Raw genomic sequence first — 12,005 nt, 5'->3', positions numbered from 1 at the left:
CGGTCAGGCGACGATGCGCGGCTCGGACGCCAGTCTCGACAACGCCTGCGTCAGCCGCCGTGCCGCCACGTCCCACTCCTCCAACGCACTACCGCGGCCAAGGGCCGCCGTGCGGAGGGAGCGGCGTAGCTCTGCGTCGGCGTACCAGCGGTGCAGGGCGTCGGCGAGGGCGAAGGGGTCGTTCGGCTCGACCAGGAGCCCCGGGACCTCGCCGTCGGCGTCTACGCCCAGTGCGTCGTACACCCCGCCCACCTCGGTGGCCAGTACCGGGATGCCGCGGGCCAGTGCCTGCGCGACGAACATGCCGGACGTGGCCGCGCGGGCCGGGATCACCAGGAGGTCGGCCGCGTTGTAGGCGGCACCCAGGTCGACCGCGCCGCCGGCGAGGGTGATGCGGCCGCCCAGGCCGAGGCGTTCGATCGACCAGCCGAGCTCGTCGACGTACGCCCGGTCCACCTCCAGCGAACCCACCATGACGCACGACAGCGCGAGGTGGTCGACCTCGCCGAGGGCCTGGACCAGCAGGTCGTGGCCGTTGCGGCGGGTGACGTCGCCGACGCACAGCAGCCGGGACACGCCGTCGGCGCCGGCCGCCAGCGGAGCCGCGTCGGTGCCGGGCTTGGCGACGTAGACGCGACCGGGGTCGAGGTCGTGGCGGTCGATCAGCAGCCGGGCGAGCCACGGGCTGGTCGCGACGACCATCCCGGCCATCCGCAGCGTCTCCCTTTCACACGCGTCCAGCTCGGCGGCGTGCGCCGGGTCGAGGCCGGGCTCGTCGGCGAGGGCCTGGTGCACCAGCACGGCCAGCCGCAGCCGCCGGGCGTGGGGGACGACGATCTCGGGCACGCCCGACGCGATCATGCCGTCGAGCAGCACCACCGTCCGGTCGGGCAGGGCCGCGAGCGACCGCGCCAGCCGGCGGCGGGACGTCGCGTCGGGCTCCGGCCAGTCGCCGGCGATCGGCAGCTCCAGCACCGGCTGCCCGACGGCGGGCAGGTTCTGGCACATCCGCTTGTCGTAGGTGTCACTGCCCGGCGGGGCCGCCGGGAGGATGAACACCATCGGGTCGGCGGGCCTCATCGCGCGCGCCGGAGCAGGTCGGGTTCGGAAACAGACACGGCTACCTCCAGCGTGGTCGACGGCGGTGACGGCTCATCCATCACACGCAGCCGGAAGCCGGACGGTTCAGCCCTGGAGGTCGATCTTCCAGACGCCGTCCTGCTGGACCAACGTGAAGGTGTCGTTGTCGGACTTGCCGTCGCTGTACTCGACATGGGCGGTGACCCGGTTGGGCCCGACTTCCCGGACGTTGGTCGCCTTCACCCAGGTGAAGCGGCCCCACCAGCGCGTATAGGTCTCGTACGTCTGGTTCCGGGACGCCTTGAACCGGTCCGTGAGCAGCTTCCACGCCTCCGCGGGGTTGGCCGGCAGCAGCGAGTAGTAGCCGGAGAGCGCCTCGGCCGCGGTCTTCGTGGACGACACGGTCGAGACGGTCGGCGAGGGCGGTGGCGCGCTCGTCGTGGTCGCGGGCGTCGAGGACGGAGACGGCGAGGGCGTCGCCGAAGGCGTCACGGAAGGCGAGGCCGACGTCGACGACTGCACCGGCGGCGCGGCGACGTTGTCCTGCGGCCCCTTCTGCCGCACGACCAGCAGGATCGCCACGACGACAGCGACGCACAGCAGCGCCGCGCCCGCCCCGACGGCGATCAGGCCCTTGCGCGCGCCGGGCGACACCGTGGTGACCTCGCCCGCGGGCACGGTGACCGCGGCCGGCACGGTCGGCACCGCCGGGGGCTCGGTTTCGGGCACCGTGGCCGCCAGCACCGACTCCCCGGGCTCCGCGTCCGGCAGCAGTGCCCGCAGCTCCTGTTCGACCTCGTCCATCGAGGGCCGCTCGGCCGGGTCGGTGGCGAGCATCCGCAGCAGCAGCGGCGTCAGCCTGCCCGCCTTCGACGGTGGCTCGATCTCGCCGCTGGACGCCTTGTAGAGCAAGGCGATCGCGTTGTCCGCGGTGCCGTAGGGCGGCTGGCCCTCGACGGCGGCGTACAGCGTGGCGCCGAGCGAAAAGACGTCGGCGGCGAAGCTGGCGTCATCCCCGCGGGCCACTTCGGGCGCGAGGAACGCGGGCGTACCGGCGATCTCGCCGGTGGCGGTGAGCTTGACGTCACCGATCGCGCGGGAGATGCCGAAGTCGGTGATCTTCGCCGTGCCGTCGTCGGAGACGAGGATGTTGGCCGGCTTCACGTCGCGGTGCACGATGCCCACGCGGTGCGCACCGGCCAGCGCCGAGCTGATCTGCGCGCCGACGCGGATGGCGTCGTCGACCGTGGTCGGCTCCTCGCGGATCAGGACGGCGAAACTCTTCGACGGCAGGTATTCCATGATCAACCACGGCCGGTCCTCCTCCTCGAGGACGGCGAACACGGTGATCGCGTGGGAATGCTGCAACCGGGCGGCGATGCGCGCCTCGCGCATCGCGCGGTTCTTCGCCTCTTCGGTGCGGTGCTCGTCGTGGTCGTGCGGCAGCAGGAGTTCCTTGATCGCCACGGTGCGGTCGAGCTTTTCGTCCTGGGCCCGCCACACCGTGCCCATCGCGCCGCCGCCGATCGGCTCGAGCAGCCGGTACCGATCGCGGATCCGGCGACTTTCCACGAGCATCCACCATTCTCCGATGTGGTCGACGAGATCCGGCCAGCATGCCAGGCTGGGCGGCCGACCGGTACCAACGTAACCGAAAACCTTGCGCGGACAGCGCAAACGCGCGCTGTGGCGCCGCCCACGGTGTACCCAGGAATCCTAACGAACAACCCCATAGGCACGATCAAGTGCGTCCACGATCTCCTTGCGCAGCCCGGCGCCGACGGCGATCGTCGCCGACGAAGCGACCGTGTGCTCGCTGCCGTCGCGGTCGACGACGGCACCGCCGGCCTCGCGCACGAGCAGCACGCCGGCCATGGTGTCCCACGGTTTGTTGGCCAGGATCAGTGCGGCGTCGAGCTTTCCGTCCGCCACCCAGGCGAGGTCGATCGCCGCGCTCCCGTACATCCTGATCTTCTGCGCCCGCGCGCCGAGGTCCGCCAGCAGCAGGAGCCGCGCGCGGTTCTTCTCCTCGGCGAGCTCCCCGATCGCGAAGTCCCCGACGGCGATCATCGCGTCGGACATCTCCGTCGCCTTCGACGCACCGATCCGCTCGCCGTTCGCGAAGGCGCCTTCGCCGCGCGATGCCGTGTACGTGACGCCGAGGTACGGCAGCGTGATCGCGGCGACCGTGCTGTGGTCGCCGTCCACCAGGGCCAGGGAAATCCCGCAGAGCGGAATTCCGCGGGCGAAGTTCGCGGTCCCGTCGATCGGGTCGAGGGCCCACCAGCGGCCGCCGGCGTCCCCGCTGCGGCCGCGCTCCTCGCCGAGGATCCCGATCTCCGGCGTCTCGGCGGCGAGGAACTCCCGCAGCGCGTCCTCGACCGCCGTGTCGACGTCGGTCACCAGGTCGCGATCGCCTTTCGCGGACACCGAAAAACTCGGTCGCGACCTGACGATCTCCATCGCCTTCGCCACGGCTTCGCGCGCGACGTCGAGTAGTGCGGCATGCTCGCTCATATCCACCAACCTAGTGAAGGGACGTGCTCATGACCGACCTCTTCCCGCTCGCGACGACGGTCGACGAGCAGCAGCGGGGCGCGGCGGTCGCGGTGCTGCCGGTCGGCAGCTTCGAGCAGCACGGCGCGCACCTGCCGCTGGCGACCGACACGGTTGTCGCGGCCACCGTCGCGAAGGCCGTCGCGGAGGCGTACCCGGTGCTCCACCTGCCGCCGATCACGATTTCGTGTTCGCACGAGCACGCCGGGTGGGCCGGCACGGTGAGCATCTCGGCACGCACGCTGCACGCCGTGGTCACCGACGTCGCGGACTCGCTCAGCGCGTCCGGCGTCGACCGGCTCGTGCTGGTCAACGGGCACGGCGGCAACTACGTACTGTCCAATGTGGTCCAGGAGTCGGCCCGGCCGATGGCGCTGTTCCCCGGCGTCGCCGACTGGCAGGCCGCGCACACGGCGGCCGGCCTGCGGACGTCGCTGGACGACGACATGCACGCCGGCGAACTGGAGACGTCGGTCCTGCTGCACGCGCACCCCCACCTGGTCCGGCCGGGCTACGAGACGGCCGACCACGTCACCGACCGGGAGCACCTGCTGACCCTGGGCCTGCGGGCGTACACGGAGTCGGGGGTGGTCGGCCGTCCGTCGCTGGCGAGTGCGGCCAAGGGCCACGTCGTGCTGGACACGCTGGTCCAGCGCTTCGCGGGAGTCCTCGAGGCGTTAGGCGCCTGAAAACGCCTGCCCGAGGTGCGGGAGCAGGTGGTCCATCCGCTCGGCCTTCGTGCGGAGGTACTGCAGGCTCTCCGGGTTCGGCGGAACCAGCAGCGGAACCCGCTCGCTGATCCGGATCCCGTAGCGCGTGAGCTGTTCGACCTTGCGCGGGTTGTTCGACAGCAGCCGCACCGACCGGACCCCCAGGTCCTGGAGGATGCTCGCCGCCGCGTGGTAGTCGCGAGCGTCGACCGGCAGGCCGAGCGCCACGTTCGCGTCGACCGTGTCGAGGCCCTCGTCCTGCAGCCGCATCGCCTTGAGCTTGGCGAGCAGGCCGATCCCGCGGCCCTCGTGGCCCTGGACGTAGACCAGCACGCCCGAGCCCTCTTGGATGATCCGGTCCAGCGCCACCGCCAGCTGGTCGCCGCATTCGCAGTGCGTCGAGCCGAAGACGTCGCCGGTGAGGCACTCGCTGTGCACGCGGGTCAGAGTGCCGAGCTCGGCGATCTCGCCGTGGACCAGCGCGACCTGCTCGGTGCCCGTGTCGTCCAGGTAGCCGACCGCGCGGAAGGTCCCGTGCCGGGTCGGCAGCCGGGTCTCGACCACCCGCTCGACCACGGGCCGGTGCGGCAGGTCTCCGACGGCTTCGCTTGCGGTCATGACTTGACCCCCATCTCCGATTGGATCCCGGTGCCGGCCGCCGTGCGCGGGGCGGGTACGGCACCACTGTGCGGAGCGCGGGTCACGCGGAACCCGGCGACGCTCCGGACGAACAGGACACCGGCGCCCGGCAGGCTCGCGACCAGCGTGAGCACGCCGTAGACCACGGCGACGGTGACACCTTGGGCGGCGCCGAGCCCGGCCGCGCCGAAGAGCAGGGCGCAGACGCCCTCGCGCGGGCCGAAGCCGCCGACGTTGAGCGGGAGACCCATCGCGAGCAGTGCGAGGACCATCAGGGGCACGAGCTGCCCGGCCGGCGCGTCCACGCCGGCGACGCGGGCGGCGACGACGAACAGCGCCAGGTGCCCGGCCAGCGTCGCGGCCGACAGGAAGCTCACGCCGGGCCAGGTCTCGCGGGTCAGCAGGCCGAGCCGGACGTCGGCGAGCGTGACGGCGAAGCCGCGGCGCCACTTCGACGGGCTGTGGATCCACCGCCCGCCGAGCAGGCGGCCGACGACCAGCGCGGCGACGGCGGCCAGCACGACGACCACCCCGGCCGTCACGACGACCTCCCGGAACGCGCCGGGCACGACGTCCGGCGACGCGAGCACGACGGTGACCGCGGCCGCGATCAGCACGACCTGGCCCGCGGTGCGTTCCAGGACGACGGCGCGCACGCCGCGCGGCACGTCGCCGGCGTCGCGGCCGTGCTGCACCGCGCGGTGGACGTCGCCGAGGACGCCCGCGGGCAGCACGCCGTTGAGGAAGAGCGCGCGGTAGTAGTCGGCGACGGCGGTGCGCAGGGACAGCCGCAGGCCGAGCCGGGTGGCGACGATCTGCCAGCGGCCCGCGCTGAACAGCGTCGTCGCGAGGCCGATGCCGAGCGCGGCGAGCACGCCGGGCGCGCTGATCCGGCCGAGGCCGTCGAGGAAGGCGGCGCTGCCGAGCTGCCAGACGAGGACACCGAGGATGGCGACCGCGCCGAGGATCCGCAGCCAGGCCAGTGCGCGCTTCACGCCGCCACCTCCAGGCTCGGCGGCAGGACGAGCAGGTCACCGTGGTGGATCACCGCGTGCAGCTCGCCCGCCGCCGCCATCTCGAGGCGGCGCTGCAGGTAGACGTCGGCGGCCGGGCGCAGGTCCGGGCGCTGCTCGATCGCCGCGCCGACCCAGCCCGCGAGCCACTGGCGCTGCAGTTCGGTCTGGCCGGGGCCGAGCCGCCAGGCGCTGGCCGCGCGGAACACCGTGGCGCCGAGCCTGCTGAACGCGGTCGCGGCCACGTCCGCCGCGGCCGGGCCGAGCAGCCGTCGGCCGTCTCCGGCGATCCGGCGCTGGTGGGCGTTGAACGCGGCGGCGATCTCGTCGTCGAGCGGGTCGGCGGGCGAGAGCTCCACCCGCCCGGTCACCGTCAGCATCAGCAGCGCCGCGCAGCCGGCCTCGACGATCGCCGTGGCCAGCGTCGTGATCTCGTCCTTCGTGAGCAGGTCGAGCAGCGCGGACGCGGTGACCAGCGACGTCCCGGCGAGGTCCGCGGCACGCAGCGCGGTGACGTCGCACTGCTCGGCGACGACGTCGACGGGGCTGCCGTCGAGCGCGGTCCGGGGCAGGTTGCTGCGGGCGTGGCCGAGCAGCTCGGTGTCCTGGTCGTGCAGGATCCAGTGCTGCGTGCCCGGCAGCCGGGCGGCCAGCCAGCGGCCGAGCGAGCCGGTGCCGCAGCCGAGGTCGCGGATGACGACCTCTTCGTCCTCCGGCAGGTAGGCGCGAAGCGGTTCGAGGAGTTCGGGCGCGCGGGCCGCCGCGTCGGCGGGTTCGCGCAGGTAGAGCCACTCCGGCGCGTACGCGCTCATGCCGCCGCCTCCTGCCGCTGCAGGATTTCGGCGATGCGGCGGGCGGTGTCGTCCCAGCCGGTCAGGGTCTCGCGACGCAGCCTCGCCGACGCGCGCAGCCGCGTCCGCAGCGGCGCGTCGGTGAGCCAGCGGCGCAGGGCGGCGCCGAGCGCCTGGACGTCGTCGCCGGGCACGAGCATCCCGGGGACCGAGCCGTCGGGCGCGACGCCGAGGGTGTCGGGCAGCGCGTCGACCTCGGTGGCCAGCACCGGCACGCCGCGGGCGAGCGCTTCGGTGACGACCATGCCGTACGTCTCGGCGCGCGAAGGCAGCACGAGCAGGTCTGCGGTGTGGTAGGTCGCGGCGAGCGCCGCGCCGGTCCGGGGGCCGGTGAGGGTGAAGCGGGGGCCGAGCCGGTGCTCGCGCAGCCGCTCGACGTACTTCGTCTCGCGGCGGATCCCGCCGACGCAGTCGCAGGTCCAGCGCAGGTCGGCGACGGTCTCGAGGGCCTGGGCGAGCACGCCCTGGCCCTTGCGCGGGGTCACGTTGGCCACGCAGACCAAGCGGGACACGCCGTCGGTGCCGACGGCCAGCGGCGCCGCGTCGACGCCGGGCGGCACCGCGTGCACGCGGTGCGGGGCGAGGCCGTGGTGGCCGATCAGGCGGCGCGCGGCCCACTCGCTGGTCGCGACGACCGAGCTCGCGGCCCGCAGCGTCTCGCGCTCCAGCGCGTCGAGCTCGGCGGCGAGCGCGGGCGGCAGGCCGGTCTCGTCGGCCAGCGGCAGGTGCACCAGCACCGACAGCGAAAGCCGGCGGGCCTGCGGGACGACGACCTCGGGCACCCCGCAGGCGACCAGGCCGTCGAGCAGCACCGCGGAGCCGGTGGGCAGCGCGGCGAGCAGGTGGCCGAGGACCGCGCGGGCCTCGGTGTCCGGCCGCGGCCAGGTGCCGGCGACGGCGATCTCGTGGATGTCGAGGCCGGCCGCGGCGAGGCGGTCGCACAGGCGCCGGTCGTAGGTGTTGCCGCCGCTCGGGACGGACGTGTCGTCGACGTCCCCCGGGAGCACCACGTAGAGGGTGTTCACAGGGCACGCTCGTAACTCGCCCAGGCGACGTGCGATTCGTGCAGCGAGACGGCGATGCCTTCGAGGCCGCGCGCGCCTTCGCCGAGGCGTCCGGCGTGAACGGCGTCGGCGAGGCGGTCGGCGATGACCTTCGCGAGGAACTCGGTCGACGTGTTGATGCCCTTGAACTGCGGCTCGTCGTCGAGGTTGCGGTAGTTCAGGTCGCTCAGCACCGCCCCGAGTTCCTCCGTGGCCTTGCCGATGTCGACGACGATGTTGTCCTCGTCGAGCTCGGCGCGGCGGAAGGTGGCATCCACCACGAAGGTCGCGCCGTGCAGGCGTTGCGCGGGCCCGAACACGGCTCCGCGGAAGCTGTGGGCGATCATCACGTGGTCACGGACGGTAATGCTGAACACCAAGACCTCCGAAGCGTTCGGGTGGACGTGGTCACTGCGGCTGATACATGACACGGAGGCAGAGGGCGGAAAGTTCATTCGCGGCCAACCGGGGTAACACGGCAGGAAGATCTTCAAACATGCACTCGGCACTGACCAGCGCTTCGAACGCCGGATCGGCCAGAAGATCCAGTGCGACGCCGAGGCGCTGGGCGTAGCTGCGGTCGGGACGCGCGACCGTCCCGACCTGGCTGCTGCGGATCGTCAGCCGCCGCGAATGGAAGTTCTCCCCGAGCGGCACGCTGACCTTCCGGTCGCCGTACCAGGACATCTCGACGACCTCGCCTTCCGGCGCGAGGAGCTCCAGCGCGCGGGCGAGCCCGGCCTCGCTGGCGCTGGCGTGCACGACGAGGTCGCACTCCGTTCGCGCGGTTTCGGGGGTCGCGAAGTCGACGCCGAGCGCGTCGGCGATTTCCGCCCGGGACGGGTCGACGTCGATCAGCTGCACCCGGGTGGCCGGGAAGCCCTGGAGCACCTTCGCGACACTGGAGCCGACCATGCCGGCGCCGATCACCGCGATCCGGTCGCCGAGCCGCGGTCTCGCGTCCCACACGGCGTTCACCGCGGTCTCGACGGTGCCGGCGAGGATCGCGCGGCCGGGCGGGACGGCGGCCGGCACGGGCGTCACGGCGCTCGCCGGGACGACGTACGCGGTCTGGTGCGGGTAGAGGCAGAAGACGGTCTTGCCTTCGAGCGAGGCCGGGCCCCGCTCGACGACGCCGACGTTGAGGTAGCCGTACTTCACCGGGCCGGGGAACTCGCCCTCCTGGAACGGCGCCCGCATGACGTCGTGCTGGCTCGCCGGGACGCCGCCGCGGAAGACGAGGGTTTCGGTGCCGCGGCTGACGCCGGAACAGAGCGTGCGGACGAGGACGTCGTCCGGTCCGGGGTCGGGGAGGGTCACCGGCCGGAGCTCCCCTTCGCCGGGGCTTTGAACCCAGAACGCCTGTTCCACGTGTTTCTCCTCAGCGGGCGACCGGAGGCGGTGTCGCCGCCACCCTATGAGCAGCCGTGCCGATTCGCGGAGTGGACGATGATCAAGCTGGGACTTTTCCTACGTTCGGCGGTTCCGGCGTGGGTGCTCGCCGGGGCGGCCGGTTTCCTTTCCCCGATCGCCTGGGCGACCGGGCTCGCGTACGGCCTGGCCCTCGTGCTGCTGACGAGCTGGGGCCTGCGGCGCAGCGGCCGCCACGCCTTCGGGCCGGCCGACTGGATCACCTTCGGCCGCGCGACGCTCGTCGGGTGCGCCGCGGAGCTGATCGCCTCGGGTGACCGGCCGGTCGCGTGGCTGGTCGGGGTCATCGCCGTCGCCCTGCTCCTGGACGGCGTCGACGGCCAGGTCGCCCGCCGCACCGGCACGACGTCCGAGTTCGGCGCGCGCTTCGACATGGAGGTCGACGCGTTCCTGATCCTGCTGCTGTGCGTCCAGGTCGCCGGGATGGCCGGGCCGTGGGTGCTGGCGATCGGCCTGATGCGGTACGCGTTCGTCGCGGCTTCGTGGGCGCTGCCCTGGCTGACGGCGCCGCTGTACCCGAGCATGGCCCGCAAGACGGTGGCGGCGGTCCAGGGTGTGGTGCTGGTGGTCGCGGTTGCGGACCTGCTCCCCCGGCCGGTCACGGTCGCCGCGGTCGCGGTGGCCCTGGCGGCACTGGTGTGGTCCTTCGGCCGCGACATCGGGTGGCTGGCCCGGCACCGGATCGCGGAGCGCCGGCCGAGCGCCATCGTCGACATCACCCGCGCGACGCTGCGCCGCCCCCACGGCCCCGCCTGGCGGGGCCACAACCAGGCGGCTTAGCCGGGACTCGCGGTCGGCTCCCTTCGGCGAGCCGACCCGCCAGGCACGCGAGCCGACCCGCCGGGCACGCGAGCCGGCCCTCCAGGCTCAGCCCGACTCGCGGGCCTCCCGGGCCCGGCGCTTGCCTTCGTGCATCGCGGCGACGCGGGCGATCGGGATCGTGTGCCCCTCCTCGACCAGGTCGGCCGGCAGCACGAACGGCTCCGGCATCTCCTCCGTCCACGGATCGCCGTCCGCGAGCAGGCCCGGCGCCGTGTGGACCGTGAAGTCGCCCGGCTTGACGCCGTCGAGGTCGGCCCAGCGGACCGGGAACGACACCGGCACCCCCGGCCGGTGGCGCGGGCTGTACACGCAGACGACCGTCCCGCCGCCGGACCGGGTCGAATCGAGGAAGACCTTGCCCTCGCGGCGTTCCTTGACGAACTCGGTCGTGCCGCGCGCCGGGTCGATCCGCTCGGCCCTGGCGGCGACGGCGCGGGTGGCGGCCGCGATGTCCTCGGTGGACTGACCCGGCGCCAGCGGGATGAAGACGTGCAGGCCCTTCGAGCCACTGGTCTTGACGGCGCCGTCGAGACCGTCGGCGTGCAGGGCCTCCCGCACCAGCTTCGCGGCGTCGATCGCCAGGGTGAACGGGCCGTCCTCCGGCGGGTCGAGGTCGAGGACCAGGTGGGTCGGCCCGGTCGACGGCTCGCCCCGGAAGAGCGTGACGTGGTACTCGATCGCCCGCTGGTTGCCGAACCACAGCAGGGTGCGGAGGTCGTTGCCCAGCGCGTAGCTGACTTCGCGGCGGGACCGGTCGGCCCACAGCGACATGCGCTCCACCCAGTCCGGCGTGTACTTCGGCAGGTTCTTCTGCATGAACGGCCCCTGGCCGCGCAGCACCCGCACCACGCTGAGCGGCCGGTCACGCAGCTCCGGCAGCATCCGGTCGGCGACCGCTTCCAGGTAGTCGACCAGGTCCCGCTTGGTGGCTCCCGCGCCGGGGAAGACCTCCTGGTCGAGACTGCTCAGCTTGACGCCGTGCCGAATCTCTTCGCTGCTCATCGGCCCACCTTCGCGCCCGCGCGCGAAGCGGTCAACTCCCTGCGAGCCCTACACCAGGGGGCGTCCGGCACGCAGCCGGCGGCGCAGATCCCAGAGGTAGAAGTTGTACGGGAACCGCCGCAGCGGGCCGGGTGTCCGGCGGGCGACGGCGCCGATCCCGCGCATGAGCGCGTCGAAGCGGCGCTGCGACCCGGCCGACCACGGCAGCCGCATCTCCTCGCGGAAGCGCGGAGGCAGGAACCCCGTCGTCACGAAGCGGTTGAACGGCCCGAGGACGGCGGACACGGCCCGCGGCAGGAACTTCAGGTCGACGACCGCCCGCAGGTAGCCGCGGACGGTGTCGTCGATGTGCACCTCGGCGAGCTCCGCGGTCCAGTACTCCTCGAACGCGTCGCGGTCTTCGGGCCACATCTCCGGGCGGACCTGCAACGTCGTGCCGAGCACCGCGGCCTCGCGGTAGAACCACGACGCGTCGCCGCCGAAGAAGGCCGCGTTGGTGTCTTCGAACCCCTTGTACAGGCAAGCCGCCACCCAGAGCTGCAGGTCCGGGTCGAAGGCGTTGTAGGCGACGGGGCTCGACCCGGTCGAGTGCACCTGCGCGTGCGACCTGCCGACCGCGCGGCGGTAGGCCGCGCGCTCGGCGTCGGTGCCCAGCATCGCGACCGACAGGTAGGTCAGCGTGGTCCGCGTCCGCTTGACGGGGTGCCGGAAGAGGTTCCCGCTCTCCACCCGGCTCTCGACGACGCCGTACCCGACCGGCCGCCGGGCCAGCTGCATGACGACGTTGGCACTGCCGGCGAGCAGGCCGGCGCCGACGACGGCTTCGGGAAGCGGGGTCTGGGCCATCGGCACGCCTCC

General features: G+C 73.1%; 13 protein-coding genes. 2 read left to right on the top strand and 11 right to left on the bottom strand.

Features of this window, described 5'->3' with window-relative positions:
• Window positions 1-3: 3 nt before the first annotated feature.
• From ACH54P_RS34680 to ACH54P_RS34670, 3 genes are all read right to left on the bottom strand, one after another.
• A complete protein-coding gene (locus ACH54P_RS34680; protein WP_489916805.1) occupies window positions 4-1,062 on the bottom strand; it encodes a glycosyltransferase in 1,059 nt (352 codons plus the stop codon).
• Window positions 1,063-1,185: 123 nt separating this feature from the next.
• Window positions 1,186-2,658 carry a protein kinase domain-containing protein gene (locus ACH54P_RS34675; RefSeq protein WP_489907512.1) on the bottom strand — a complete coding sequence of 491 codons (1,473 nt, stop codon included), beginning with the start codon at window positions 2,656-2,658 and terminating at the stop codon, window positions 1,186-1,188.
• Window positions 2,659-2,796: 138 nt separating this feature from the next.
• A complete protein-coding gene (locus ACH54P_RS34670; RefSeq protein WP_489907511.1) occupies window positions 2,797-3,597 on the bottom strand; it encodes an inositol monophosphatase family protein in 801 nt (266 codons plus the stop codon).
• A 29-nt stretch (window positions 3,598-3,626) separates the two neighbouring features.
• Here ACH54P_RS34670 and ACH54P_RS34665 point away from each other — a divergent pair, with 29 nt between their 5' ends.
• Window positions 3,627-4,325: a creatininase family protein gene (locus tag ACH54P_RS34665; protein ID WP_489907510.1), complete on the top strand. Its 699-nt coding sequence runs from the start codon at window positions 3,627-3,629 to the stop codon at window positions 4,323-4,325.
• Here the strand turns inward: ACH54P_RS34665 and ribA are convergent.
• The 6 genes from ribA to ACH54P_RS34635 are packed head-to-tail and all read right to left on the bottom strand — an operon-like array spanning window position 4,314 to window position 9,263.
• Window positions 4,314-4,964 carry a GTP cyclohydrolase II gene (ribA, locus tag ACH54P_RS34660; protein ID WP_489907509.1) on the bottom strand — a complete coding sequence of 217 codons (651 nt, stop codon included), beginning with the start codon at window positions 4,962-4,964 and terminating at the stop codon, window positions 4,314-4,316. The two genes, ACH54P_RS34665 and ribA, sit on opposite strands and share 12 nt — an antisense overlap.
• Entirely contained in the window at window positions 4,961-5,980 is a 1,020-nt protein-coding gene (locus ACH54P_RS34655; RefSeq protein ID WP_489907508.1) for a lysylphosphatidylglycerol synthase transmembrane domain-containing protein, read from the bottom strand. The genes ribA and ACH54P_RS34655 overlap by 4 nt, the downstream gene beginning before the upstream one ends.
• On the bottom strand, window positions 5,977-6,810 hold the full coding sequence (locus ACH54P_RS34650) for a methyltransferase domain-containing protein (protein ID WP_489907507.1): 834 nt from the start codon (window positions 6,808-6,810) through the stop codon (window positions 5,977-5,979). The genes ACH54P_RS34655 and ACH54P_RS34650 overlap by 4 nt, the downstream gene beginning before the upstream one ends.
• Window positions 6,807-7,874: a glycosyltransferase family 4 protein gene (locus ACH54P_RS34645; RefSeq protein WP_489907506.1), complete on the bottom strand. Its 1,068-nt coding sequence runs from the start codon at window positions 7,872-7,874 to the stop codon at window positions 6,807-6,809. The genes ACH54P_RS34650 and ACH54P_RS34645 overlap by 4 nt, the downstream gene beginning before the upstream one ends.
• Window positions 7,871-8,269: a 6-pyruvoyl trahydropterin synthase family protein gene (locus ACH54P_RS34640; RefSeq protein ID WP_489907505.1), complete on the bottom strand. Its 399-nt coding sequence runs from the start codon at window positions 8,267-8,269 to the stop codon at window positions 7,871-7,873. The genes ACH54P_RS34645 and ACH54P_RS34640 overlap by 4 nt, the downstream gene beginning before the upstream one ends.
• Window positions 8,270-8,300: 31 nt before the next feature.
• Window positions 8,301-9,263 carry a zinc-dependent alcohol dehydrogenase gene (locus ACH54P_RS34635; protein ID WP_489907504.1) on the bottom strand — a complete coding sequence of 321 codons (963 nt, stop codon included), beginning with the start codon at window positions 9,261-9,263 and terminating at the stop codon, window positions 8,301-8,303.
• A gap of 78 nt (window positions 9,264-9,341) precedes the next feature.
• Between ACH54P_RS34635 and ACH54P_RS34630 the strand changes: the two genes are divergently transcribed.
• Window positions 9,342-10,103: a CDP-alcohol phosphatidyltransferase family protein gene (locus ACH54P_RS34630; protein ID WP_489907503.1), complete on the top strand. Its 762-nt coding sequence runs from the start codon at window positions 9,342-9,344 to the stop codon at window positions 10,101-10,103.
• Between the two features lie 87 nt (window positions 10,104-10,190).
• Here the strand turns inward: ACH54P_RS34630 and ligD are convergent, their stop codons facing one another.
• Together ligD and ACH54P_RS34620 are read right to left on the bottom strand one after the other, a co-directional pair.
• On the bottom strand, window positions 10,191-11,147 hold the full coding sequence (gene ligD, locus ACH54P_RS34625; protein ID WP_489907502.1) for a non-homologous end-joining DNA ligase: 957 nt from the start codon (window positions 11,145-11,147) through the stop codon (window positions 10,191-10,193).
• A 48-nt stretch (window positions 11,148-11,195) separates the two neighbouring features.
• Window positions 11,196-11,993 carry an oxygenase MpaB family protein gene (locus tag ACH54P_RS34620; RefSeq protein WP_489907501.1) on the bottom strand — a complete coding sequence of 266 codons (798 nt, stop codon included), beginning with the start codon at window positions 11,991-11,993 and terminating at the stop codon, window positions 11,196-11,198.
• Window positions 11,994-12,005: the final 12 nt, after the last annotated feature.

The organism is Amycolatopsis sp. N2S4-7 (assembly GCF_058119595.1).
The sequence above is the reverse complement of the archived record's forward strand: the minus strand, read 5'-3'. Positions and strand labels throughout refer to the sequence as shown.

Coding starts and splice junctions, on each gene's coding strand:
- ACH54P_RS34620 (WP_489907501.1), bottom strand. CDS start 11,993: ATGGCCCAGACCCCGCTTCCCGAAGCCGTCGTCGGCGCCGGCCTGCTC.
- ACH54P_RS34670 (WP_489907511.1), bottom strand. CDS start 3,597: ATGAGCGAGCATGCCGCACTACTCGACGTCGCGCGCGAAGCCGTGGCG.
- ACH54P_RS34680 (WP_489916805.1), bottom strand. CDS start 1,062: ATGGTGTTCATCCTCCCGGCGGCCCCGCCGGGCAGTGACACCTACGAC.
- ACH54P_RS34630 (WP_489907503.1), top strand. CDS start 9,342: ATGATCAAGCTGGGACTTTTCCTACGTTCGGCGGTTCCGGCGTGGGTG.
- ACH54P_RS34675 (WP_489907512.1), bottom strand. CDS start 2,658: ATGCTCGTGGAAAGTCGCCGGATCCGCGATCGGTACCGGCTGCTCGAG.
- ribA (WP_489907509.1), bottom strand. CDS start 4,964: ATGACCGCAAGCGAAGCCGTCGGAGACCTGCCGCACCGGCCCGTGGTC.
- ligD (WP_489907502.1), bottom strand. CDS start 11,147: ATGAGCAGCGAAGAGATTCGGCACGGCGTCAAGCTGAGCAGTCTCGAC.
- ACH54P_RS34650 (WP_489907507.1), bottom strand. CDS start 6,810: ATGAGCGCGTACGCGCCGGAGTGGCTCTACCTGCGCGAACCCGCCGAC.
- ACH54P_RS34665 (WP_489907510.1), top strand. CDS start 3,627: ATGACCGACCTCTTCCCGCTCGCGACGACGGTCGACGAGCAGCAGCGG.